The 24,240-nt window shown below is 65.2% G+C and carries 20 protein-coding genes; 8 read left to right on the forward strand and 12 right to left on the reverse strand.

Features of this window, described 5'->3' with window-relative positions:
* Positions 1–23: 23 nt before the first annotated feature.
* Together CA236_RS03470 and CA236_RS03475 are read right to left on the reverse strand one after the other, a co-directional pair.
* Positions 24–605: a TadE family protein gene (locus CA236_RS03470; protein ID WP_046410303.1), complete on the reverse strand. Its 582-nt coding sequence runs from the start codon at positions 603–605 to the stop codon at positions 24–26.
* Positions 602–2,500, reverse strand: coding sequence for a pilus assembly protein TadG-related protein (locus tag CA236_RS03475; protein WP_046410305.1), 1,899 nt, complete (start codon positions 2,498–2,500; stop codon positions 602–604). Before CA236_RS03475 ends, CA236_RS03470 begins: the two co-directional genes overlap by 4 nt.
* 78 nt (positions 2,501–2,578) lie before the next feature.
* On the opposite strand from CA236_RS03475, the gene CA236_RS03480 reads away from it, so the two are divergent.
* Together CA236_RS03480 and CA236_RS03485 are read left to right on the forward strand one after the other, a co-directional pair.
* Positions 2,579–3,241 carry a hypothetical protein gene (locus CA236_RS03480; RefSeq protein ID WP_125944535.1) on the forward strand — a complete coding sequence of 221 codons (663 nt, stop codon included), beginning with the start codon at positions 2,579–2,581 and terminating at the stop codon, positions 3,239–3,241.
* A gap of 91 nt (positions 3,242–3,332) precedes the next feature.
* Positions 3,333–3,761: an EF-hand domain-containing protein gene (locus CA236_RS03485; RefSeq protein ID WP_346962760.1), complete on the forward strand. Its 429-nt coding sequence runs from the start codon at positions 3,333–3,335 to the stop codon at positions 3,759–3,761.
* Here CA236_RS03485 and trmFO read toward each other — a convergent pair.
* Both trmFO and CA236_RS03495 read right to left on the reverse strand, forming a co-directional pair.
* Positions 3,758–5,068 carry a methylenetetrahydrofolate--tRNA-(uracil(54)-C(5))-methyltransferase (FADH(2)-oxidizing) TrmFO gene (gene trmFO / locus CA236_RS03490; RefSeq protein WP_046410310.1) on the reverse strand — a complete coding sequence of 437 codons (1,311 nt, stop codon included), beginning with the start codon at positions 5,066–5,068 and terminating at the stop codon, positions 3,758–3,760. The genes CA236_RS03485 and trmFO overlap by 4 nt on opposite strands.
* Positions 5,069–5,124: 56 nt before the next feature.
* Positions 5,125–6,372: a TetR/AcrR family transcriptional regulator gene (locus CA236_RS03495; protein ID WP_125944537.1), complete on the reverse strand. Its 1,248-nt coding sequence runs from the start codon at positions 6,370–6,372 to the stop codon at positions 5,125–5,127.
* Between the two features lie 154 nt (positions 6,373–6,526).
* On the opposite strand from CA236_RS03495, the gene CA236_RS03500 reads away from it, so the two are divergent.
* The 5 genes from CA236_RS03500 (at position 6,527) to CA236_RS03520 (ending at position 11,736) form a co-directional block, all read left to right on the forward strand.
* Positions 6,527–7,843 (forward strand): acyl-CoA dehydrogenase family protein, encoded by a 1,317-nt coding sequence (locus CA236_RS03500; protein WP_125944538.1) that lies wholly within the window; start codon positions 6,527–6,529, stop codon positions 7,841–7,843.
* Between the two features lie 103 nt (positions 7,844–7,946).
* On the forward strand, positions 7,947–9,035 hold the full coding sequence (locus tag CA236_RS03505; RefSeq protein WP_125944539.1) for a Zn-dependent alcohol dehydrogenase: 1,089 nt from the start codon (positions 7,947–7,949) through the stop codon (positions 9,033–9,035).
* Complete coding sequence (locus CA236_RS03510) at positions 9,032–10,102, forward strand: phosphotransferase family protein (protein ID WP_125944540.1); 1,071 nt, start codon at positions 9,032–9,034, stop codon at positions 10,100–10,102. The genes CA236_RS03505 and CA236_RS03510 overlap by 4 nt, the downstream gene beginning before the upstream one ends.
* A gap of 30 nt (positions 10,103–10,132) precedes the next feature.
* Complete coding sequence (locus CA236_RS03515; RefSeq protein ID WP_125944541.1) at positions 10,133–10,897, forward strand: SDR family oxidoreductase; 765 nt, start codon at positions 10,133–10,135, stop codon at positions 10,895–10,897.
* A 44-nt stretch (positions 10,898–10,941) separates the two neighbouring features.
* Entirely contained in the window at positions 10,942–11,736 is a 795-nt protein-coding gene (locus tag CA236_RS03520) for an SDR family NAD(P)-dependent oxidoreductase (RefSeq protein ID WP_125944542.1), read from the forward strand.
* A gap of 78 nt (positions 11,737–11,814) precedes the next feature.
* Here the strand turns inward: CA236_RS03520 and CA236_RS03525 are convergent, their stop codons facing one another.
* The 8 genes from CA236_RS03525 to CA236_RS03560 form a co-directional block, all read right to left on the reverse strand.
* Positions 11,815–13,659, reverse strand: coding sequence for a DUF885 family protein (locus CA236_RS03525; RefSeq protein WP_125944543.1), 1,845 nt, complete (start codon positions 13,657–13,659; stop codon positions 11,815–11,817).
* Positions 13,660–13,740: 81 nt separating this feature from the next.
* A complete protein-coding gene (locus CA236_RS03530) occupies positions 13,741–14,670 on the reverse strand; it encodes an acyl-CoA thioesterase II (RefSeq protein WP_046410322.1) in 930 nt (309 codons plus the stop codon).
* A gap of 134 nt (positions 14,671–14,804) precedes the next feature.
* Positions 14,805–15,932 (reverse strand): acyl-CoA dehydrogenase family protein, encoded by a 1,128-nt coding sequence (locus CA236_RS03535; RefSeq protein ID WP_046410323.1) that lies wholly within the window; start codon positions 15,930–15,932, stop codon positions 14,805–14,807.
* 137 nt (positions 15,933–16,069) lie between these two features.
* A complete protein-coding gene (locus tag CA236_RS03540; RefSeq protein WP_125944544.1) occupies positions 16,070–17,254 on the reverse strand; it encodes an acyl-CoA dehydrogenase family protein in 1,185 nt (394 codons plus the stop codon).
* Positions 17,251–17,655 (reverse strand): VOC family protein, encoded by a 405-nt coding sequence (locus CA236_RS03545; protein ID WP_052742579.1) that lies wholly within the window; start codon positions 17,653–17,655, stop codon positions 17,251–17,253. Before CA236_RS03545 ends, CA236_RS03540 begins: the two co-directional genes overlap by 4 nt.
* The gene (locus tag CA236_RS03550) at positions 17,655–18,974 is read right to left on the reverse strand and encodes an amidase family protein (protein WP_125944545.1); all 1,320 of its coding nucleotides are present in this window, start codon (positions 18,972–18,974) and stop codon (positions 17,655–17,657) included. Before CA236_RS03550 ends, CA236_RS03545 begins: the two co-directional genes overlap by 1 nt.
* A 105-nt stretch (positions 18,975–19,079) precedes the next feature.
* Entirely contained in the window at positions 19,080–21,110 is a 2,031-nt protein-coding gene (locus CA236_RS03555) for a 3-hydroxyacyl-CoA dehydrogenase NAD-binding domain-containing protein (RefSeq protein WP_125944546.1), read from the reverse strand.
* 60 nt (positions 21,111–21,170) lie between these two features.
* Positions 21,171–22,394 carry a serine hydrolase domain-containing protein gene (locus CA236_RS03560; protein WP_046410326.1) on the reverse strand — a complete coding sequence of 408 codons (1,224 nt, stop codon included), beginning with the start codon at positions 22,392–22,394 and terminating at the stop codon, positions 21,171–21,173.
* Between the two features lie 114 nt (positions 22,395–22,508).
* On the opposite strand from CA236_RS03560, the gene CA236_RS03565 reads away from it, so the two are divergent.
* A complete protein-coding gene (locus CA236_RS03565; RefSeq protein ID WP_241212502.1) occupies positions 22,509–24,239 on the forward strand; it encodes an AMP-binding protein in 1,731 nt (576 codons plus the stop codon).
* Position 24,240: the final 1 nt, after the last annotated feature.

The raw sequence follows: 24,240 nt of genomic DNA on the forward strand, positions 1-24,240 counted from the left end.
CAGCGATGCACGGGATCGGCGTTTCACAGCGTTTTCCTTACAACAGCCTCGTTGCGCACAATCGTGGTGGCGACGAGCGTGGCTTCGGGTGAGACGCCGAACCATGAGGTCATCGTTCCAAACAGTCGCAACTTCGGAAATGCGGCCGTATAGGAAACAACGTCGCCGGGACCGCCGAGCTTACCCGGGATCGGGATTGCCGGGTCCCATTTACCGTTACCGTTCCGGTCGATGAAGTCTTCGCCCTTGTCGTAGACCCCGTTTCCATTTTGATCGGTGAAGTTTTCTGGCGTAGATGTTGAGAAGTCCTTGTACACCGTCGTCACGATGGTGATGTTCTTGCCAGGAGCGGTCGGGAAGTCGCTCATTGCGTTAGAGATGCTTGCCCGAATGGCGGCTTCTCTCAGGTCCTGGCTACTTTCCATCGACGCGGTCGCCGCTCGCGCTGCTTCGACGACTGCTCCTTCAAGGGCCGCGCGAGCGAACATCGTATGGCCGATTTCAATCGTTCCGCAGATCATCGCCAACATCACCGGCGATATCAGGGCGAACTCAACCACGGTGACGCCGGTGACGTCTCTGATCAGGTGAGAAAAGGACTTCATTTCGTGAGATGCAAGTCAACGAGTTCGGTGGCGACGTCGTCAAACGCCGATTTCAGCGATGCGGTGTCAGACGTCCGATAGACCCGGCCCGGCGCGCAGCGCTCGAACATTGCCAAGGTATTGGTGTCCGTGGTCGTCAGTGCGATGATATATACTTTTGGCGGGTTTTTCTCAGCCTGTAGCGAGGCGCACGTCTTTGAGAAGCGCCGCTCGGACTGGGTTCTGAAAGCGCCACCATTCTGGGTGGTCGTCAGCGGATTGTCGGCGTAATTCCCGTAAAATGTGAATGTGCGATCAGTGTAGCCATTTTGGCTCTCCCCGAGCGCAGTTTCGCCGTCGGTCATGAATACTAGGGCGCGCTTCGCTTCTTCCGACGTCGGGTTGCTACGTGGAAACACGTCATCTCTGACAAGCAGGCGATAGCCCCAGAGAAGTCCGGCATGGTGCAGCGTCCCGTTGGCCGGGTAGATCGCGCCATTCTTCCGCTCAATGACGTTGTCGATCCAATATGACTTTGGCTTGCCGTAGGCGATCGGCTCAGCTTCCTCCGGGCATTGCCAGTTGGGACTGGGCGGGTCCGTCATGTTCTGCGAGCCGCTGCTCGTACTGCCACCCTTCGGGTTTACCGAATATGTGGTCGCAGCCTTCCATGCCGCAAAGTTGGGAATGCGATCATAATTGATCCTGAACGGCGTTCCGCGCGACGTCGCAAAGTTCCAGCTGTCGGTTTGAGGGTTGTAGAAACCTCCATCGACCCGAGTGATGACATCGTTGGAGACGCTCGATGCGCTGTCGTTCAGCCCGATATAGTAGCGATAAAAAGCTTCGCGGTACGGCGAGCTCGCCATGCTTGCCTGGTTCAGGCCGCCGTTCGCCAAGGTTTGATCCAGCTGGTACAAATTGTAGCCTGGCTCGACGTTCGAGATTTTGTAAAATCCACTATTTGGGTTTGCCATGACAGCGGACGAAGCGGAGTTGCCGGATGTCTGGGGAACCCAGAATGGCGGAATGAAATAGGGCGTGATTGGTGGGTGCCCCCCTTCACCGGGCAATGACCGCACGACATCCCAAGCGCCGGGCTCGGGCTGTGAATAGGTTGCATTCATGTTGCGCACGGTGTCGTCGGCCAGGACGCAGCCCTTCCATGCAAGCCGATTGCCTGGCCAAGAACCGCCCGCCTGCGTGGCGGAGTCGTTGAACCCAGCCAGCTGTCTGACAGACGAGGACCGCCACTTCGTGAGCAAATGCCCGACGTTCACGGTGATGTCGTACATGACGAAACCGAGTGCCAGTTCCTGACGGGTGCCAGCGCCCTGGTAGAGAATGTCGACAAAGCTTTTGGCCGCATCCTTTGTTGCTGTCATGCGGGTCTTGACGACGCCATTGGCGTCGCGGGGCAGGTTCGCCTTCATTGAGCCGGTGTTGTCGAGGACAACCATGACCTCCAACGGACGAGGCTGCAGCTCGGCGCGCGCGACCGTTCGTATCCGTTGCTTGTCGAATCCAAGCACCCGCATGAACGTCATTGGCAAGTCGGCTTCGGCCTCTACCGTCGTGACGTGGATGTTGTTCTTCGTCGAGAACGTCGGTGTGAGAACCAGGCTCTGCGAGTGCATATATCCCTGTGGGAAGTTCCCGTAGAAATATGCCTCGACCTGCTTCGTCCGATCCTTTGCGGATTTATCGGTCACCGCAAAGGCGCGCGCGCCGGCCAGCGCGGCAGCGTCGACCCCGGCCTGCATTTGGCTGCGCACCATGTATATACGGGCCGTATCGATGCCCGTGCCGATGGCGCCGATTGCCGGGATCGTGAATGCGGCGAGGATCGGAAGGGCCGCCCCATGCCTGTCGTCGGCCAGTCGTCGCAGGAACGTTCTGAGACCCTTGCTTCTCACTCGATTCTCTTCCCATCAGAGAGTAGTGTCGCGGAAAATCGCCTTGCCCGAGAACCCGCTAAGCCCGGCTCAAACGATATGGTTAACGCCGCAGAATACCTCGGGATTGATCCCACCGGCGGACATCCCGAACGCGCGCTCGCACTTGGCTACGCGCCGGCGGTCACTGCGCCTGGAGTGGCGGCCGTTTTCGCGCTGGATCAGACGCTTGCACGCCTGACGCTTGGCACGCGGGACCCGATGGTTGCGCAACTGCGGCTGACGTGGTGGCGCGAGGCGCTGTGTGCGTTGGAGAACCCGCCAGTGCCATCGCAACCGATCCTGCAGACTCTGGCGGCGGCGAGGGCGGACGGCGAGCGCCTGGCCGTCGCGGAAGATGGATGGGAGCGGTTGCTGGGCCCGCTCGACCAGGACGAGCTTATGGCGTTCGCGGCGGAGCGGAGCGTTATCTTCGCCGAGGCGGCGCGGCTGGCCGGTGCGGCCGATGACGTTGAAGCCGCCGGCTCCGGCTGGTCGCTTGCTGACCTGGCGCAGACCACCGCCGACCGCGACCTTGCCGATCGTGCCGCGCTGTTGGCGATGCCGTTGCTAAGGCAGGCTGCGACACAAAGATGGAGCCCGGCCGGCCGCTTCCTGGGCGCGCTGGTGCATGTCGCGGCGGCTGACCTCGATCGACAACGAGAGCCAGGTTCGCCATCGCGCGTGGTGCGCCTTGCCTGGCACCGGCTGACCGGACGATAGGCTTGCAGGCGTCGCTTCTTCCGCTAGCATCATGGTTAACGGGGGGCGGAAAATGTGGCGATATCTTGCAGGGGGCGTCGCGGCGCTGCTGATGGTGGCGGCAGGCTGGATGCTGTTTTCGAGCCGCGCGGGGACCGAGCCGGTCCTGCCGGCGATGCCGCAAAATGCGCCAGCGCCCCCACCTGCCGTTGAAGCCGGCGGGGCCGATGTCCCGGAAGCCACTCCCCGAACGCGGGAGGAGAAGCGCTTCGGCCGCTATGACAAGGATCGTGACGGCGGCATCACCAACGCCGAATATCTGGCGTTACGTCGCAAGGCTTTCGCGAAACTCGATACGAACGGTGACGGGCGCCTGTCGTTCGAGGAATGGAGCGCCAGGACTGCGGCAAAATTCACCGCGGCCGACAAGGATCGATCTGGCGTGCTCGACGCGGCTGAATTTGCCACGACGGCGGTGAAGCGGAAGGGCAAGCCGCGGTGTTCCTGCCCTCCCGCTCGAAATGCCGATGAGGACGATTAAGCCGCGAGCCATGTCGAAAGAGCCGCGCGCGCGCGGTCGGTGTACATGCGCTTGCGATCGGCCTTCTTGGTCCGCCCTTCAATCGGCGGAAATAGGCCGAAGTTGACGTTCATCGGCTGATATGTCTCTGCCACCGCGGCGCCGGTGATGTGGCCGAGAAGCGCGCCAAGCGCGGTTTCAGGCGGGGGTTGCAGCATCTTCTTGCCGGCAAGCTCGGCCGCAGCAAAGCGGCCGGCGAGCAGCCCGATCGCCGCGCTTTCGACATATCCTTCGCAGCCGGTGATCTGACCGGCGAAGCGGATGTTGGGACGCGATTTCAGGCGCAGTTCCGAATCGAGGAGTTCGGGCGAGCGCAGGAAGGTGTTGCGGTGAAGCCCGCCGAGCCGGGCGAACTCCGCATTTTCGAGGCCGGGAATGGTGCGAAACAGACGCACCTGTTCGGCGTGCTTCAGCTTCGTCTGGAAGCCGACGATGTTCCACAGCGTGCCCGCAGCGTTGTCCTGCCGGAGCTGGACGCAGGCATAGGGCCAGCGGCCCGTGCGCGGATCGTCGAGACCGACGCCCTTCATCGGGCCGAAGCGCAGCGTCTGGGGGCCGCGCTCCGCCATGACCTCGATCGGCATGCAGCCTTCGAAATAGGGGACGTTCTCCCACTCGCGATATTCGGTCTTCTCGCCGGCGATCAGGGCGGCGACGAAGGCGTCATATTGCTCGCGGTCGAGCGGGCAGTTGATGTAGTCGGTGCCATCGCCCTTGTTCCAGCGCGACTGGAACCAGGCAACATCCATGTTGATGCTGTCGCGGTGCACGATCGGGGCGATCGCATCGAAGAAGGCGAGGGCGTCCTTGCCTGTCTCGCTCGCGATCGACTCCGAAAGGCTTGCTGCCGTGAGCGGGCCGGTGGCGATGATTGCCGGGCCGTCGGGCAAGGTGTCGACGCGTGCGCGCACGATCTCGATCCGTGGATGTGACGCCAGCCGTTCGGTGACGCCCGCCGAGAATCCGTCACGATCAACCGCCAGTGCGGATCCGGCTGGCACGCGATGCCGATCGCCCTCAGCCAGGATCACCGAGCCGAGCGTGCGCATCTCCTCATGGATCAGCCCCACGGCGTTGCTGGTCGCATCGTCCGACCGGAAGCTGTTCGAGCACACCAGTTCGGCGAGGTGATCGGTATGATGGGCGGGCGTGTTGTCGCCGCTGCCGCGCATTTCGGACAGCCGAACGGAAAAACCCGCCTCTGCGAGCTGCCAGGCAGCCTCGGATCCGGCGAGGCCGCCGCCGATGACGTGAATATCGTATGTCATGCGGCGCCGATTAGGCGCTCGGGCGCCCAAATGGAATGCGGCGCGGTGCCTGTGTCTTAACTCTCCACCGCGCGGTCGTCGAACATGCCGAAGGCGAGCGTTGATGCGTAGAGGGCGATCGCGCGCTCACTGGGCATCGACCAGGCCCATTTGCGCATGTCGAAGGCGGCGTTGAGGAAGGCCATGACGAGCTGGCTGGCGACAAGCGGATCCACCGCGCGGATCGTCCCTTCGGCGATACCGTCCGAGATCGTGCCGGCGAAGCGCCGTGCAATGCGGTTCGATCGTTCGACCATCGCCTGCCGCACACTGCCGGGCAGGCCGCTGAGCGCGGTGGTGCGAAGCAGCGGGCCGGGCTCCGAGAATTGCACGCCCAGCAGGGTCGCGAACATCGCCGACAGCCGGTCCCAATGGGTGCCGCCCTGTTCATCGGCCAGACGTTGCGTCGCGGAGATCGTATCGAAGCTGCGCTTGTAGCAGGCGATCACCAGATCGTCCTTCGCGTCGAGGTGGTGGTAGAAGCTGCCCTTGGTGACGTTGAGCTCGCCAGCGATCCGCTGAACCGAGGCGCCGCGATAGCCCAGTTCGTTGATCAGCCGCGTGGCGGCGAGGAGAAAGGCCTCGCGTCCCTCTGCCGGGTCGTGCGGCAAGGTGACCGGGCGGGGCGCCCAGCGCGCGCCGGCGCCGGCAAGGCCATGACGGAACACGTCCATCACCCGCGCCTCGACCCGATCGAGCTGATCCATGTCATAGCGCGGCAGCCAGACCGGCAACCAGAAGGTGTTTTCCATCAAAACGTGCGCGCGCGCACCGTTCAGGTCGGTCTGCGCGCGGGTTTCCGCCGGTCCCCACAGGTTGCGCGCGCGGCGAAACACCTCCCGCCATCCGCTGAGTAACCGGCTGCGCACGGGATCTTCCATGGCGCGAAGGTCGGAGAGGCCGGCAATCTGGCGTTCCTCGCCGCGCTGCACCCGCGACAGGCGTGCCATGTTCAGCGCGAGATAGCGTTCGACCCGCGCCTGTGGCGTCGGGGCCTCCATCGCAGCGTCCAGCATCACCAGCAGGTAATCGAGCGTATGCTCGAACGCCGCGGCCGCCAGGTCTTCCTTGCGTTTGAAATAGTAGGTGACGCTGGTGGTGTTGAGGCCGACACGCCGGGCCACGTCCGCAAAGGTCATGCCCTTCGCGCTTTGTTCATTGATTGCGTCGGCTGCGGCGGCAAGGATGGCTTCGCGCTTCGCCCGAAAGCGCCGCGTGCCGATCTCCTCCCCGTCGCCGCCGCTCGGTTCCACCTGAGCTTGCATCGGATGATCGTAGCAGCGATTTTTCGAAGAAATAGTCCCTTTTATCACCTTCGCGTTTCCACGGACCGCATGGGTGGCGCGGACTAAATCAGGCGCTTTACCGAAGATGCGGTACGCTCTACAGCCGCATCAAACAGCGAAGCGGAGGGATGCGATGGACTTCACCTTGACCGAGCGCGAGACCTATTTCCGGGATCGCGTGAAGGCCTTCATCGACGCCGAGATCGCGCCGCGGCAGGCCGAATACCACGAGCAGGCGCACACTGGCGATCGCTGGAAGGTGATCCCCGTCATCGAAGAGGTGAAAGCGAAGGCCAAGGCGGCCGGGCTGTGGAACTTCTTCATGCCGCCGCACTCGGGGCAGACGCACGTCGACGAGACGTTCGAGTTCGAAGGGACTCAGCTCACCAACCTCGAATATGCGCTGTGTGCCGAGGAGATGGGCAAGATCGGCTGGGCGAGCGAAGTGTTCAACTGCTCCGCGCCGGACACGGGCAACATGGAAGTGCTGCACCGCTACGGCACGCTGGAGCAGAAGGAGAAGTGGCTGCGTCCGCTGATGAACGGCGAAATCCGCTCCGTCTTCCTGATGACCGAGCCTGCGGTCGCCTCGTCCGATGCAACCAACATCGAGACGCGGATCGAGCGTGACGGCGATCATTATGTGATCAACGGCGTCAAATGGTGGTCGTCGGGCGTGGGTGATCCACGCTGCAAGATCGGCATCCTGATGGGCAAAACGAGCTTCGAAGGATCGCGCCACCAGCAGCAGAGCCAGATTCTCGTGCCGATGGATACGCCGGGCATCAAGATCGAGCGGATGCTGTCGGTCTATGGCTATGACCATGCGCCGCACGGCCATGGCGAAGTGAGCTTCACCAACGTCCGGGTTCCGGTCGAGAACGTCATCCTCGGCGAGGGCCGCGGGTTCGAGATCGCGCAGGGCCGGCTTGGGCCGGGCCGCATCCATCATTGCATGCGCACGATCGGCGTTGCCGAGGTCGCGCTGGAGAAGATGGCGAAGCGGCTGCTCAGCCGTGTCGCATTCGGCAAGCGGATTTCCGATCACTCGGTATGGGAACAGCGCGTGGCGCAGGCCCGGATCGAGATTGAGATGACGCGGCTGCTGTGCCTGAAGGCGGCGCAGACGATGGACGCGGCGGGCAACAAGGCTGCCAGCCAGGAAATCGCGATGATCAAGGTGTTTGCGCCCAACATGGCGCTGCGCATCCTCGACGATGCGGTGCAGGCGCATGGCGGCGGCGGCGTCGCCGAAGACTTCGGCCTTGCCCATGCCTGGGCTTCGCAGCGTACGCTCCGCCTGGCCGACGGGCCGGACGAAGTTCACGCCCGCGCCATCGCGCGCAATGAGTTCGGCAAATACGGCGACTGGAAGGCGGAGATCGCGAATGACCGCGCCGCGCCGCGCAGTGCCGAGATTTCGAGTGGTGACATCGGCGTTTCGCGCTGAGCCTTTTCGTCACCCGACCTGCCTCAGAGCCTGTTGCCGGCAAGACCAGCAACGGGGCTGGGGACCGGGTGACGAGCATTCGTCAGAATAATGGAGAGAGACCGTGAAAGCCGCTGTCATCTTTGAAACCAAGGCGCCGCTCCAGATCGAGGACGTCGTCGTATCCAAGCCCGGCCCGCACGAGGTGCTGATCCGCACCGTCGCGTGCGGCGTCTGCCGTTCCGATCTTCATTTCGTCGACGGTGCCTATCCGCATCCGCTGCCGGCGATCCCGGGGCACGAGGCCGCCGGCATCGTCGAGGCGGTGGGTGATGAAGTGCGCACGGTGAAGGTTGGCGATGCGGTCGTCACCTGCCTCAGCGCCTTCTGCGGCCATTGCGAGTTCTGCATCACGGGCCGCATGTTCCTGTGCGTCAGCGCCGAGACGCGCCGTGGGCCAACGGCGGAGCCGCGGCTTCGCCTGGCGAACGGCGGCAACGTCAACCAGATGCTGAACCTGTCGGCCTATGCCGAACAGATGCTGGTGCACGAGCATGCCTGCGTCGCGATCGACCCGGAAATGCCGCTCGACCGTGCCGCGCTGATCGGCTGCGCCGTGACGACGGGCGCCGGCGCCGTGTTCAACACCACGGACGTGACGCCGGGCGAGACGGTCTGCGTCGTGGGCTGCGGCGGCATTGGCCTTGCCGCGGTCAACGCCGCCAAGATTGCCGGTGCGGGCAAGATCATCGCGCTTGATCCGGTGCCGGAGAAGCGCGCTGTGGCCGAGAAGCTGGGCGCGACCCACACGTTCGACCCGTTGGCCGACGGCGTCGTCGGCGAAGTGGTGGAACTAACCAAGGGCGGCGTTCACCACGCGATCGAGGCGGTCGGCCGGCGAGAATCAGCGCAGACGACCGTCGACGTCCTTCGCCGCGGCGGCACCGCGACGATCCTGGGCATGATGCCGCTGGATTCGAAGGTCGGCCTCTCCGCGATGGAGCTGCTGTCGGGCAAGAAGCTGCAGGGCGGCATCATGGGGTCGAACCGCTTCCCGGTGGACATCCCGCGCCTCGTCGATTTCTACATGCGCGGCATGCTCGACCTCGACACGATCATCGCAGAGCGCCTGCCGCTCAACCGGATCAACGACGCGTTCGATGAGCTCCGCAAGGGCGATGCGACCCGCAGCGTGATCGTGTTCGATCAATGAGCACGGCGGTGGCGGAAGATACCGGTCTCCAGGCGGAGATCAGCGAGCGCGATCGGCTCGACACCGATCGCCTCACCACTTGGATGGAAGCGCATGTTCCGGACTTCGCGGGTCCGCTGACCTATGCGAAGTTCGCCGGCGGGCAATCGAACCCGACGTACAAGCTGATGACGCCGGGGCGCAATTACGTGCTTCGCCGCAAGCCAATGGGCGAGCTGTTGCCGTCTGCGCACCAGGTGGATCGCGAATATCGCGTGATGGCTGCGCTTCACCCGACGGGCTTTCCGGTGCCGCGGCAATATGGCCTGTGCGAGGACGACAACGTCATCGGTTCCGCCTTCTACGTCATGGAGATGGTGGACGGCCGGACGATCTGGGACGGCTCCTTCCCGGGCATGGATGCCGATACGCGGCGTGCGCATTACAACGCGATGATCGATACGCTGGCGGCGCTCCACAACGTCGACCTGAAGGCGACGGGGCTCGAGGATTTCGGGCGAGCGGGCAATTACTTCGAGCGCCAGGTGAGCCGCTGGACGAAGCAGTACCGCGGCGCCGAGACCGAGCATATGCCGGCGATGGAGCGGCTGATCGAGTGGCTGCCACGCACCATCCCGGAGCAGACGCGCACCACGATCGTCCATGGGGATTATCGCTGCGACAACATGAAGTTCGCGCCGGGTCTCGAACCGCGCGTCGCGGCGGTGCTCGACTGGGAGCTCTGCACGACGGGCGATCCGCTTGCTGACCTCAGCTATTTCCTGATCAGCTGGGTGACCGAGCCGGAGGGCCGTTCGGGCGTGATGGGGCTGACCGGGCCGGAGACCGGGATTCCGACGGTCGAGGAAGTCGTCGCGCGCTATTGCGAAAAGACCGGACGCGATGGCGTTCCCGATCTCAACTGGCTGCTGGCGTTCAACCTGTTCCGCCTCGCCTCCATCGTCCAGGGCATCCGCAAGCGCTTCCTGATTGGCACGGCGTCCAGCGCCAATGCCGAGGCGACCAGCGCGCGTGTGCCGATGCTGGCCGATGCGGCCTGGTCCTTCGCCGTCAAGGCGGGCGCGTAACCCGCGCCTTCTACAAGAAGAGAAGTAGCTATGAGTTTGTTCGATCTGACCGGCAAGGTCGTCGTGATTACCGGGTCGTCGCGCGGCATCGGCAAGGCCAGCGCGATCGCCTGCGCTGAGCAGGGCGCGAAGGTCGTGATCTCCAGCCGCAAGCAGGATGCGTCGCAAGCCGTCGCGGACGAGATCAACGCCCGCTTCGGTGAAGGCACAGCGATCGCAGTGGCCGCCAACATCTCGGACAAGGCGGCGCTGCAGACCCTCGTCGATGAGAGTCGCCGCGCATTTGGCCGCATCGATTGCCTGGTCTGCAACGCAGCCTCCAATCCCTATTACGGTCCGCAGGAAGGGATCGCGGACGAGCAGTTCCGCAAGATCCTCGACAACAACATCCTCTCCAACCACTGGCTGATCACGATGGTGGCGCCTGAGATGAAGGAGCGGGGAGAAGGTTCGATCGTGATCGTTTCGTCGATCGGGGGCCTACGCGGGTCGACCGTCATTGGCGCGTACTGCATCTCCAAGGCAGCGGACATGCAGCTCGCCCGCAACCTTGCCCATGAATATGGCAAGCACGGCATCCGGGTGAATTGCATCGCGCCGGGATTGATCAAGACCGACTTCGCCAAGGCGCTGTGGGAAGACGAAGCCGCGGTCGCCGAACGGAACCGGACCACGCCGCTGCGCCGGATCGGGGAGCCCGAGGAGATTGCGGGTGCGGTTGTGTACCTCGCGTCCAAGGCGAGCGGCTTCATGACGGGACAGACGATGGTCATCGACGGCGGCGTGACGATCTGAGGATCGCGCGAGCAGCGTAGCGCAGGGTTTGAGCGGAGGTTGAAGTGAGGTTCACGGGCAAGTCGATCATTGTCACGGGCGCAGGTTCGGGCATCGGCCGCGCGGCGGCGACGCTGTTTGCGGCAGAGGGCGGCCAGGTCGTTGTTGCGGACAAGGTGGGGGCTGAGGCGACGGCTGCCGCAATCCGGGAAGCCGGTGGTACGGCCCAGGCGATCGAGATGGATGCCGGTAACGAAGAGGATGTGCTGCGCACCATCGCGCTCGCCTGCGACAGCTTCGGCGGGCTCGATATCATGTTCGCGAATGCCGGCATCTCGGGCGGGATGGCGAACATCTTCAATACCGACGTCAGCCTGTTTAGCGAGGTGCTGCGCGTCAACCTGATCGGACCGTTCCTGGCGATCAAACATGGCGCCCCCCGCATTGCCGAGCGGGGAGGCGGTGCGATTATCCTGACGGCGAGCGTGGCCGGTATTCGCTCGGGCGCGGGGTCGCCGGCATATTCCGCGTCCAAGGCGGGCGTCATCAACCTCGCACAGGTTTCGGCACAGCAGCTGTCGGGATCCAACGTTCGCGTCAACGCGATCTGCCCCGGCCTGACCGAGACCGGCATGACGCAATCGGTGTTCGATTATGCGCGTGAGGCAGGCAAGATCGATCGCGTGGGCCGCCTCAATCCGCTGCGACGCGGCGCGCAGCCGGAGGAACTGGCCAAGGTGGCGCTGTTCCTTGCCTCGGATGATGCAAGCTATGTCAACGGGCAGGCGGTGGCGGTGGATGGCGGGCTGTCGTCCAGCCATCCGGTGACCAAGCAGGAATATGGGCGCACCAGCGCCTGAGCGAGCAGGTTCCAGCGCCTCCGGAAGCGGTTGAACCACGTCTCCGGAAACGCTGCGGACCAGCAAACTGCTGATCGATCAGGCCGGTACGGTCTTACACCAGCGGTCGACCACCTCGCCGAGTACGCCGAGCGGCATCCCGCCGGCCTGAACCACCGCATCATTGAAGCCACGTACGTCGAAGCGCGGGCCGAGCTTCTGCCTGGCGGCGTCGCGCAGGCGGTTGATTTCATTGTGGCCGGTCTTGTAGCCCAGCGCCTGACCCGGCCACACGCAATAACGGTTGATCTCTGACCGCGCCCGGCTCTCGGTATAGCCGGTCGCCGCCATCAGCCAGCGTACCGCCTGATCGACTGACCAGCGTTTGTGATGCAGGCCGGTGTCGACCACCAGGCGCGCGGCACGGAAGTTCATCGACTGCAGATAGCCGATCCGACCGAGGGGATCGTCGTCATAATAGCCAAGCTCCGCCCCGATCTGCTCCGCATACAGGCCCCAGCCTTCGGAATAGGCGTTGAAGGCGAGCAGCGTTCGGATCAGCGGCAGGTCGAAGGTATATTCGCCCTGCCAGATGTGCCCCGGGATGCCTTCGTGGAATGTGAGCGTAGCAAGTTCGAAGCGCGGCCAGTTCGCGGTATCGCGCAGGTTGATGTAGTAGATGCCGGGCGTCGAGCCATCCAGCGCGCCGGGGCCGGCGTAGCCGTTGGGCGCGCCATTCTCGATCGCCGGGGGCACCCGCTTGATGACCAGATTGCCGCGGACGAGCTTGCCGAAGGCCTGCGGCAGACCCGGGCGGAGGCGGTCGACCACAGTGTTGAGATAGGCGAGAAGCTCGGCACGGCCCGCGTCGTTGTTCGCGAACAGGAGGTCCGGGCGCTTGCCGAGCGCGGCGAGCCGCTTCCCGGGCGTGCCCTGAGTTAGCCCCTGTGCGCGGAGCAACGGGTCCAGCTCGGCAGCGTAGGCGCGGCACTGCTCGAGGCCGGATGCATGGATCTCGTCCGGCGTGCGCTTCGTCGTAGTGGCGGCCTCGGCGAGCCATGCGTAGCGATTCTCCGCGTCGGGCATCCGCCACATGCCGCCATCCTCCGGTGCGCGCGAGCGGAACGAGGCCAGCGTGTCGGCCTGCTGTACGAGGGCGGGCGCGATCCGGCGGTCGACGATGGCGGTGGCGCGGGTGGTCCAGTCGCCGGTCAGGCCCGCCTTGGCGACCTTGTCGGCGAAGGTGCGGATCATCCCCTGTTCGGCCGCAGGCTGCGCGGCGCCGGCGCGCAATTGCGCGGCCGTAATGTCGTTGAAGGGGGCCGGCAGCAGAACGTTCTGGCCCGCATCGGCCTGTATCCGGCGCGTTTCGGCCTCGAGCTGACCGGCATAGGCCTCCAGCCGCGCAAGGTATGCCTCGGCATCCGCGCGACTTGCGACCTGATGCTTGTTCTCGAGCAAATCCGGCGTGTCGACGAACGCGCCATTGCCCTGAGTCACCACATAGGGAGTCGAACGATAGTTGTTGTTCGACAGAAAGGCCATGTCGCCGACTGGCATCCGCTGCCAGCCGTCGAGCGCGATCTCATGCGCCGCGATCACGGTTTCGACATGGGTTGCGACGGCCGGCGTCAGGGCGGTGCGATCGATCCGCTGCAGGCGGGCGAGCCGCTGTGCAGCGGCGCTGCGGCGCGCGGCTTCCGCATCGGCGCTGCGATCAGTGAGCCTGGTCTTCAGCGCCAGCCGCTTGCCCTGGTCGAGCCCGAGATACGCCGCGCCGTCGGGATAGGCGGTGAGAAGTGCGTCGGCCTGCTGATCGAGCAGCGCGAGGGCGGCCGCGTCAGCGCCCGCCACCGGGGCCTGCGCGAGCGTCGGCGAGACGAGGGCGGTGCTGGCGGCAAGCGCGGCGGTGCCGGTGAGAAAATCGCGGCGATCGATGGTCATGGATGAATCCTGAAGGACAGGAGGGTGTGGCGCGCAACCAGCGTGCGGGCGGGGGCAGAAGCAGGACGCGGCCATTGGCCGCTATTCGGCGCGGGGCGTGCGCTGGCGGATCAGCCCTTCCTGCGCCACCGTTGCGACGAGGCGGCCATCCTGGGTGAAGACCTGCCCGCGGTTCATGCCGCGTGCGTGGCCAGCCCAGGGGCTGTCGGTGGCGTAGAGCAGCCATTCGTCGGCGCGAAAATCCTCGTGCAGCCAGATCGAGTGATCGAGACTGGCGCTCTGGAACCCGGGGGTCGTCCAGTTGACGCCGTGCGGCAGCATGCAGGTGCCGAGCAGCGCCATATCCGACGCATAGGACAGCACCGCTCGGTGCATCGCGGGATCATCCCCGATTGGCGCGATGACCCGGAACCAGCTGTGCTGGATCGGTTCGCTGGGGGTGGGATTGAACCATTTGCGCGGAAACACCGGCCGCATCTCGATCGGGCGCGGGCGGGTGACCATGCGCCGCTGCTTTTCGGGGAGGTGCACGGCGTCGCGGGCGCGAAGCTCCGCCTCGGTCGGCAACGATTCCGGCGGCGGCACGTCGGGCATCGCATCCTGATGATGGAAGCCTTCCTCCGGCACCTGCAGCGAGCAGGCAAGGTTGAGGATCGGAGCGCCGCGCTGCATCGCGATGACGCGGCGGGTGGCGAAGCTGCGCCCTTCGAAGTCGCGCACGACGCGGTAGACGATGGGGAAATTTTCGTCGCCCGGCCGCATGAAATAGGCGTGGAGCGAATGGGCGATCTTGGGCGCATCGGTCGAGCGCTGCGCGGCCTGGAGCGCCTGCGCGATTACCTGACCACCGAAGACGCGGCCCACGCCGCCCTTGGACCGGCGGCCACGGTAGAGATCGGTATCGATCTCCTCGACGTCGAGCAGGTCGACGAGATCGGCGGCGAGCGATTCAGGCGTAGGAGTGGGCCGGGTATCGGTAGGGGGAGGCGTGCTGTCGGAGGTGTCGCTCATCTATTCCAATCCCTGGGCCTGAAACGACAGGGCCAAGGACGGTCGCGCCACGTGGAAGTGCCACCATGCGTCGCCGATTGCCTTGCCCCCCGGATGTCGTTCCCCTCCCTCCTGCTGGAAGGAGGGGAAAAGCGTCAATAGCCGGCCGCGCGCGCGAGGCGATCGGCGTGGAAGTTCGCGTCGCCGAACAGTTCGGCCAGGACGCGCTGGCGCTTCATGTAGAAGCCGATGTCATATTCATCGGTCATGCCGATGCCGCCGTGCATCTGAATGCCCTCCTGCACGCTGAGCATCGTGGCGAGGCCGGTCATCGCCTTGGCGACCGAGACGGCAGCGTCCGCCTTCTCATCACCGGCGTCGAGCAGCTGCTGTGCCTTCAGCACGGCGGCGCGGGCCACTTCCATCTCGCTGTAGAGATGCGATGCGCGGTGCTGCAGCGCCTGGAAGCTGCCGATCAGCACGCCGAACTGCTTGCGCTCCTTGAGGTAGTTCACCGTCATGTCCATCGCGCCAGCGCCGACACCGAGCATTTCGGCAGCGGCAGCCGCACGGCCCGCGCGCAGCAGGCGATCGAGCGGCGTGCGGCCGGCGTCAACCTCGCCGATCACGGCGTCGGCATCGACCTCGACACCGTCGAACTCGATCCGCGCGGCGAGGCTGGCGTCGGTCAGACGCTCGGCCTTGGCGGTCATGCCGGCGGCATCCTTGGGCACGGCGAACAGCGTGACGCCGTCCTGATCATCGGCCGAGCCGGCGGTGCGCGCGGCGACGATCACCACGTCAGCAACATGGCCGTGGTGGACGAACTGCTTGGCGCCGGTGAGCTTGAAGCCGTTGCCGGCGCGCTCCGCCTTCATGGCAACCGAGGAGCGGTGCTTGGCGCCTTCGTCGATCGCGAGTGCGGCAACGGTCTCACCGGCGAGGATGCCGGGGAACCAGCGATCGGCGTGCGGCGTGCCCTTCATCGCCTCGACCGCGGCGACGGCGGTCTGAAGGAAGGGCGAGGGCGACAGGTTGCGACCGATTTCTTCGAGCACGACGCCCGCCTCGACATGGCCGAGGCCAAGGCCGCCCTGTGCCTCGTCGATGAGGATGCCGGTGAAGCCCATGTCGGCGAACTGCTTCCACAAGTCGCGCGAGAAGCCGGTCTGGTCATTGTCGTCGCGCAGCTTGCGCATGTGGCTGACGGGGGCGGAATCGGCCACGAAATCGCGCGCGGTGTCGCGCAGCATGGTCTGATCTTCGTTCAGGAAAAGAGGCATCGTTCGTCCCTTTTACGCCCCGGCGCGCATGAGCGCCGGAGGAGGTGGGAAGCGGCGGCAGGCCCGTGGCCGCGCCACCCGCTTCCCGTAGATGGTCTGGCGAGCGCGCCCTTCCCGCGAGGGGAAGGGCGACCCGATCACGCGCCCGGCAGCTCCAGGATGCGCTTCGAGATGATGTTGAGCTGCACCTCGCTGGTGCCGCCCTCGATCGAGTTCGCCTTGGTGCGCAGCCAGTCGCGTGCCGGCGCACCGCCGCGCGACCGCTCGCTTTCCCATTCCAGATTGTCCGAGCCGCCCGAGGCCATCAGCAGTTCGTGGCGCGCCTTGTTGAGCTCCGTGCCGTAATATTTCATCATCGACGGCTGGGCGGGGTGCGCGCGACCGGCCTTTAGCTCGTCAATGAAGCGTTCGGACTGGGCGGCGAACGCCTTGGAGCGGACCTCGAACTCGGCGATCTTGGCGCGCAGCAGCGGATCAGCGAGGCGACCGTCATGATCGAGGCCGATGGTGGCGATCGCGCCCTCGATCAGCGGGTTCCTGCCACCGCCGCCGAGGCCCATGTTCGAGATCATCTCACGCTCATGGCCGAGCAGGTATTTCGCGACGTCCCAGCCCTTGTTGAGCTCTCCGACGAGGTTCTCCTTCGGCACCTTCACATTGTCGAAGAAGGTTTCGCAGAAGGGCGAATAGCCGCTGATCAAGAGGATCGGCTTGGTCGAGACGCCCGGCGTCTGCATGTCGAACAGGACGAAGCTGATGCCCTTGTGCTTGTTCGTCTTGTCGGTGCGCACGAGGCAGAAGATCCAGTCCGCGTAATTCGCGTAGCTGGTCCAGATCTTCTGGCCGTTGATGAGGAAGTGATCGCCCTTGTCCTCCGCCGAGGTGGCGAGGCTGGCGAGGTCGGACCCGGCGTTCGGCTCCGAATAGCCCTGGCACCAGCGGATCTCGCCGCGCGCGATCTTGGGCAGATGCTCCTTCTTCTGCTCCTCGGTGCCGTATTTCAGCAGCGCCGGCCCGAGCATCGAAATGCCGAAGGAGGACAGCGGGTTGCGCGCACGGATGCTGGCCATTTCCTCGCGCAGGATCTTGGTTTCGGCCGCCGAGAGGCCGCCGCCGCCATATTCCTTGGGCCAATCGGGCACGGTCCAGCCCTTGGCACCCATGGCGTCCATCCACTGCTTCTGCGCCGGGGTCATGGCGCTCTGGTCGCGGCCACCCCAGACGCTGTCTTTCTCGCTGCGGATCGGCTCGCGCATCTCGGGCGGGCAATTCGCCTCGAGCCACGCGCGCGTCTCGGCGCGGAACTGATCAAGATCGGTCATTCGCTTGCTCCTTCGCGGGTCTTCTCGCGCAGATATTGGATGAGTTCGATGGTGTGGCCTTCCGGATCATCGAGGAAGGCGATGCGCATGCCGGGGAGATCCTCCGGCGGGCGAACGGCAGTGGCACCGGCGGCGATCGCGCGATCCCAGGCGGCCTGGATGTCGCGGGTCGACAGGCCGAGCGGCCCGTGATTGTCCCCGCGCACCAGCGCGCGGCCGTCGGTGTGATGATAGAGGACGAGGGTGAAGGGATCGTCCGGGAGGCCGATCAGCACCTCTTCCATCCCCGGAAGCGCGATGCGATTGCGCTCCGTGAAGCCGAACGCTTGCGCGTAGAAGGCGAGCGCGCGCGGCAGATCCTGCACGACGAACTTGGTGAAGAGGATGCGGCCGACGGTCATTATGCGGCCCCCGCCGCATCGTGGATGTCGCGCGCCGCGGCGATGGCGGTACGGTCGGCGTAGAGGTCCGCGATCACCTGGACGCCGATCGGCAGCCCGTCCGCATCCTTGCCGATCGGCACGCTGGTGGCGGGCAGCATCGGGAAGGTGGCGAGGCCGGGGAAGACGAACTGGTGGAAGAATTGCGTGTCCTCGCCGTCGATCGAGAGGCGGCGGGTGGCGAGCGGTGTCGGATCGTGCGGGAAGGCCGTCATGCCCACCGTGGGCGCGATCACCGCATCGTAGCGTTCGAACAGACGGCGCCACTGGCGCTGGTTGCGGGCCTGCTCGTCATGGAGGTGAAGCCAGGGTTCGAGCTCGGGCGCGGCCTGCCCCTCGGGACGCGGGGCGCGGCGCGACATGGCGATGTTGAGCATCTGCCAATAGCCGGCGTGCTGGCGTTCGAGATCGGGGAGGAGATCGCTGCTGGTGTCGACGGTGGCGCCGGTTTCCCGCAGCGCGTTTGCGACCCGTTCGAGTGCGGCGATGATCGATTGCTGCACCTTTGCCATTGGATGGCTGGTGAGGAGCAGGAAGCGCCATTTGTCACCGTGGCGGCGGGCAGGGGCGAGCGGGTGATCGGCGACGATGTCGAGCGCGGTTTCGAGATCGTCGGCATCGCGCGCCATCGGACCGAGCACCGACAGGACGGTGCGCGCCCCGTCGGTGCCGGGCATGTAGTGGCCCTCCGTGGGGATGACACCCCAGGTGGTCTTGTGCCCCCAGACGCCGTTGAAGGCGGCGGGCACGCGGATCGAGCCGCCGATGTCGGAGCCGAATTCGAGCGGGACCATGCCGGCGGCGAGCACGACGGCCGACCCGCCGGACGAGCCGCCCGCGACCCGATCAGGGTTCACCGCATTGTTGGTGCGGCCATAGACGGGATTGTCGGACTGTAGATCCGACAGGGCGGGGGGAACGTTGGTCTTGCCCAGGATGATCGCGCCCGCCGCCTTCAGCCGGCGGACGGTGATGGCGTCTTCCGCCGCAGTGAAATCGCGATGCTCGGCAAAGCCGAAGGTCGTCGGCAGGCCGGCGACGTCATAGCTTTCCTTGATCGTCATCGGCACGCCGAGGATCGGGCCGTCGAACCCTTGCGCGATGCGCGCGTCGAGCTCGGCCGCCGCGGCGCGGGCGCGATCGAAATCACGCACCACGACGGCGTTGAGCGGGCCGTCGCGCTCCTCGATCCGGGCGATCGCCGCCTCGGTTTCCGCCAGCGCGGTGGTGGCGCGAGAGCGGACCGCGGCGGCGGTTTGCAAAGCGGTGCGTTCAGTCATCGGCCCGTGCTCCTGTGCCCGCCTGCCCGCCGCGCGTGGCAACGCCGGCCCCGGAAGGGGAGCGGCGGCACCACGGCGCGACGGGCAGGGCGGGGCACGTTTCGGTCACTTCAGCGCAGCGCCCGTCTCGGCTGCGGTCTTGAGGCTCTCGGCGACCTTGAAGCCATGCTTTTCAAGGCCTTCGACGATCTTCTTCAGGCCGACTTCATTCTGCGCCCAGAACATCGGGCCGCCGCGATAGACCGGCCAGCCATAGCCCATGATCCAGACCACATCCACGTCGCTCGCGCGCTGCGCCTTGCCCTCTTCGAGGATCAGCGCGCCTTCGTTGACCATCGTGTAGAGCGTGCGCTCGACGATCTCCTGATCGGTGATCTCGCGCTTGGGCAGGTTCGACTTGGCGCGGAACTCCTCGATGATCTCGAGCGCGCGCGGGCTGGGCGTGGCGTTACGCTTCTCGTCGTAATCGTAATAGCCGGCGCCCTTCTTCTGGCCCCAGCGACCCTCGGCGGCGAGCGCGTCGCGGATGCTTTCGATCCGGCTCGGATCGCGATGCCAGCCGATGTCGACGCCGGCGAGATCGGCCATCTGGAACGGGCCCATCGGCATGCCGAATTCGACATGGACCTTGTCGATCTGCTGCGGCGTCGCGCCTTCCATGAGGAGCTTGTTCGCCTCGATCTGACGCGGGCTGAGCATGCGGTTGCCGATGAAGCCGTGGCAGACGCCGGCGACGACGGCGACCTTCTTGATTTTCTTGGCCAGCGCCATGACGGTGGCGAGCACGTCCTTCGCCGTCTTTTCGCCGCGCACCACTTCGAGCAGGCGCATGACGTTGGCCGGCGAGAAGAAGTGCATGCCGACGACGTCTTCCGGACGCTTCGTCACCGCGGCGATCTCGTCGACGTTGAGGTAGCTGGTGTTGGTGGCGAGGATCGCGCCCGGCTTCGCGATGGCGTCAAGCTTGGTGAACAGCTCCTTCTTGACGTCCATATTCTCATACACCGCCTCGATAATGAGATCGCAGTCGGCGAGATCCTCGAGCTTCAGCGTCGGGGTGAGGAGGCCCATCGCCTTCTCCGGCGCGTCGGGCTTGATGCGGCCCTTGGCGGCCGACGCCTCGTAATTCTTGCGCATTACGCCGGTACCACGGTCGAGCGCTTCCTGCTGCATCTCGACGATCGTGACCGGGATGCCGGCCGACAGGAAGTTCATCGAAATGCCGCCGCCCATCGTGCCGGCGCCGATCACGCCGACCTTGTTGATCGGGCGAAGCGGGGTCTTGGGATCGACGTCGTCGATCTTGGCGGCCTGACGCTCGGCGAAGAACAGGTGGCGCTGGGCGGCGGACTGGGTGCCGGTCATCAGCTTCATGAACTGTTCGCGCTCGAACTTCATGCCCTCATCGAAGGGAAGCTCGCTGGCGGCGACGACGCAGGCGATGTTGGCGGCCGGCGCATCGAAGCCGCGCATGCGGCGGCCGTGCTTCTTCTTGAACTCCTCGACTGCCTCGGGATCGGGGGCGAGCGTCTTGTCGCGGACGCGCGGGATCGGCTTCTTGTCGGCGATCTCGCGGGCGAAGGCGATCGCGTCCGCTTCCAGCGAGTCCTCACCGACGACGCGGTCGACCAGGCCGACTTCAGCCGCCTTCTTGGCGGGGATCGGATCGCCGATCGCGACCATTTCAAGCGCGGCCTTCACGCCGACGATGCGCGGCAGGCGCTGCGTGCCGCCCGCGCCGGGGAGCAGCCCGAGCTTCACCTCAGGAAGGCCCATCACCGCCGAGCGGACGGCCACGCGATAGTGGCAGGCGAGCGCGACTTCGCAGCCGCCGCCGAGCGCAGTGCCGTGGATCGCGGCGACGATCGGCTTCTCGCTCGAATCCATCATGTCGATGACTTCGTGAAGCGACGCGCCCTTGGGCGGCTTGCCGAATTCGGTGATGTCAGCGCCGGCGAAGAAGGTCTTGCCGTCGCAGCGGATCACCATCGCCTTGACCGCGGGATCGTTGATCCCCTGGCTGACGCCTTCCTTCAGCCCGTCGCGCACGGCCGCGCCTAGCGCGTTCACCGGCGGCGAATCGGAGATGATGACAAGAACGTCGTCGTGGCGTTCGAAGCGGACGGGGGAGGTCATTGTGCGTTGGTCTCCAAAACAGGATGGTCGTTCGGCCGGCGGACCGGCCGGAAGGGTTTGTTACTTGAGCGCCGAGTAGATCATCGTCTTGAGCTCGCGCCGGATGGGATAGATCATGCTGGGCGACAGCTGGGTCATGAAGACCATGGTCAGCCGCTCTACCGGATCGATGAAGAAGGCGGTGGAGAACATGCCACCCCAATAATATTCGCCGACGCTGCCCGGCATCATCGAGCGCGCGGTGTCGATCGTGACTGCGAAGCCGAGGCCAAAGCCGGTGCCGGCGTTCTGCGTCTCGCTGAACAGCGAGCGCGACATGGACGACAGGTCCGCGCCATTGGGCAGATGGTTCTGCGTCATCAGGTCGATCGTCTTGCGACCCAGGATGCGCACCCCGTCGAGCGTGCCGCCGTTGAGGCACATCTGGCAGAAGCGTTGGTAATCGAGCGCGGTCGAGACCAGACCGCCACCGCCGGACACCAGCGTGAACGGTTTCGACCACATGCTTTCCTCGGCACGGTCGAACATGACGCGGCCCTTGCCGGGCGCCAGCGTGTAGCAATCGACCAGCCGGTCGAGTTTCTCCGAAGGAACGGTGAAGCCCGTGTCGTTCATGCCCAGCGGCTTGAAGATGCGCTGTTCGAAGAATTGCGGCAGCGACATGCCCGACACGCGCTGCACCACCGCGCCGAGCACGTCGGTGGAGACGGAATAGTTCCAGCTGGTGCCGGGCGAGAATTCGAGCGGCAGCTTGCCGAGTTCAGCAACAAAGCCGTCGAGATCGTAATTGCCGTGCCAATTCTCCAGCTTCAGCTCGCGATGCGCGGCATCGATGTTGGAGCGGTTCTGGAAGCCGTAGGTGAGACCGGAGGTGTGCCGGAGCAGATCGACCATCCGCATCGGTTCTTCGGTGGGGCGGGTCATAAAGGGGACACCGGCGCCACCACCGGCATAGACGCCCAGCTTCTTGAATTCGGGCAGGACGTGATGGACCGGCGTGTCGAGTGCGACCTTGCACTCCTCCACCAGCATCATGAACGCGACCGAGGTGATCGGTTTCGTCATCGAGGCAATACGGAACAGGCTGCCTTCGTCGATCTGCTTCGCGCCACCCTCTCGCGCTGCCCCCTGCGACGAGAAATGCACGATTTCGCCATCGCGCGACACGAGCAGCTGGGTGTTCGGGAACTCACCCGAATCGAGGTACCGTTCCTTCAGGAAGGTATCGATCATGCCCAGCCGCTGGCTGTCGAAGCCGTGCTTCTCGGGTGACGCGATCTTCATGGCCCCTCCATACCCCTGTTTCTAATTCTCCTCTCCCTATCGCTTGAGCAGGGCGGGAATCAATCCTAACGTCGCGCAATACCGAAGCGAATTTTACCGTGGGAGAAATTTGTCGTGGCAACGCAACCTCTGGCCGCATCCTGGCCCGCCGTCTCGATCAAAGAGGCAGAGGCGTTGCTGACCGCGCCGGGCGCGAAGTTCGAGATGGAAACCGTCACGATCCACGGCATTCCGACGCGGGTGTGGAAGAATGCGCCGCCCCACATGGCCGCGCTGGTGGCGGTATCGCGCGGGCATGGCGAGCGGCTGGCGACGATCTACGAGGATGAGCGCGTCAGCTACGACGCGCAGCACCGCGCCATCGCGGCGCTGGCCGCCGATCTGGCGGCGGGCGGGATGCGCAAGGGCGACCGGGTGGCGATCGCAATGCGCAACCTGCCCGAATGGATCGTGGCCTTTTTCGCAACCACGGTTTTGGGTGCCATCGCGGTGCCGCTGAACGCGTGGTGGACGGGCGAGGAGCTGGTCTATGGCCTGACGGACTCGGGCGCCAAGGTGCTGATCGCCGACGACGAGCGCTGGGACCGTGTGGCGGACCTGCGCGCAGATTATCCTGGCGTGACGCGCATCCTGATCAGCCGAGCGGCCCAGCCGCTGGAGGGGGCCGAGCGGCTGGAAGACATCATCGGTACGCCGCATGACTGGGCGGCGCTGCCGGCGGGTGATCTACCCGATGCCGGCTTGGTACCCGAGGATGAGGCGACCATCCTCTACACCAGCGGCACGACGGGGAAGCCCAAGGGCGCCTTGGGCACGCACCGCAACTTCATGACCAACATCCTGTCGACCGGCTATGCGATGGCGCGCACGGTCCTGCGCCGCGGCGATCCGCTGCCAGAACCGACCCCCAAGGTGGCGTTGACGGTAATCCCGCTGTTCCACGCGACGGCGCTGTCATCCGGACTGATGGGAGCCGTGGCCGCCGGCCATACGATCATTTACATGCGCAAGTTCGAGCCGATCCGCGCGATGGAGATCATCGAGCGCGAAAAGGTGAATTCGACCGGCGGCGTCCCGACGATCGCCTGGCAGTTGCTCGAGCATCCCGAGCGGCACCGCTACGACCTCTCCAGCCTGGAGACGATCGGCTATGGCGGCGCGCCGTCCGCGCCCGAGCTGGTGCGCAAGATCGCCGGCGAGCTGAAGTCGGCGCCCGGCAACGGCTGGGGCATGACCGAAACGACCGCGACGGTGACGACCCATTCGGGTGAGGATTATTTGCAGCGCCCCGAAAGCTGCGGCCCTGCCGTGGCGGTCGCCGACCTGAAGGTAACCGATGCGGACGGGCGTGAACTGCCGCCGGGGGAAGTCGGCGAATTGTGGGCGCGGGGGCCGATGATCGTGAAGGGATATTGGAACAAGCCGGAAGCGACGGCGGCGACCTTCGTCGATGGCTGGGTCCGGACCGGCGACCTGGCGCGGCTGGACGAGGAAGGGTTCTGCTTCATCGTCGATCGCGCCAAGGACATGGTGATCCGCGGCGGCGAGAATATCTATTCCAGCGAGGTCGAGAACGTCCTTTACGATCATCCGGCGGTCACCGATTGCGCGCTGATCGGTATCCCGCATCGTACGCTCGGAGAAGAGCCGGCCGCCGTCGTTCACCTCGCCCCCGGCATGCAGGCGAGCGAGGCGGAGCTGCAGCAATGGGTGCGCGAGCGGCTGGCGGCGTTCAAGGTGCCGGTGGCGATCCATTTCTGTGACGAGATGCTGCCGCGAAACGCCAATGGCAAAATTCTGAAGCGCGACCTGAAAAGCTACTTTGAGGATCGTGTCGCCGCCTGAA

It is taken from the genome of Sphingomonas sp. ABOLG, from assembly GCF_003950435.1.
Taxonomy (GTDB): Bacteria; Pseudomonadota; Alphaproteobacteria; order Sphingomonadales; family Sphingomonadaceae; genus Sphingomonas; species Sphingomonas panaciterrae.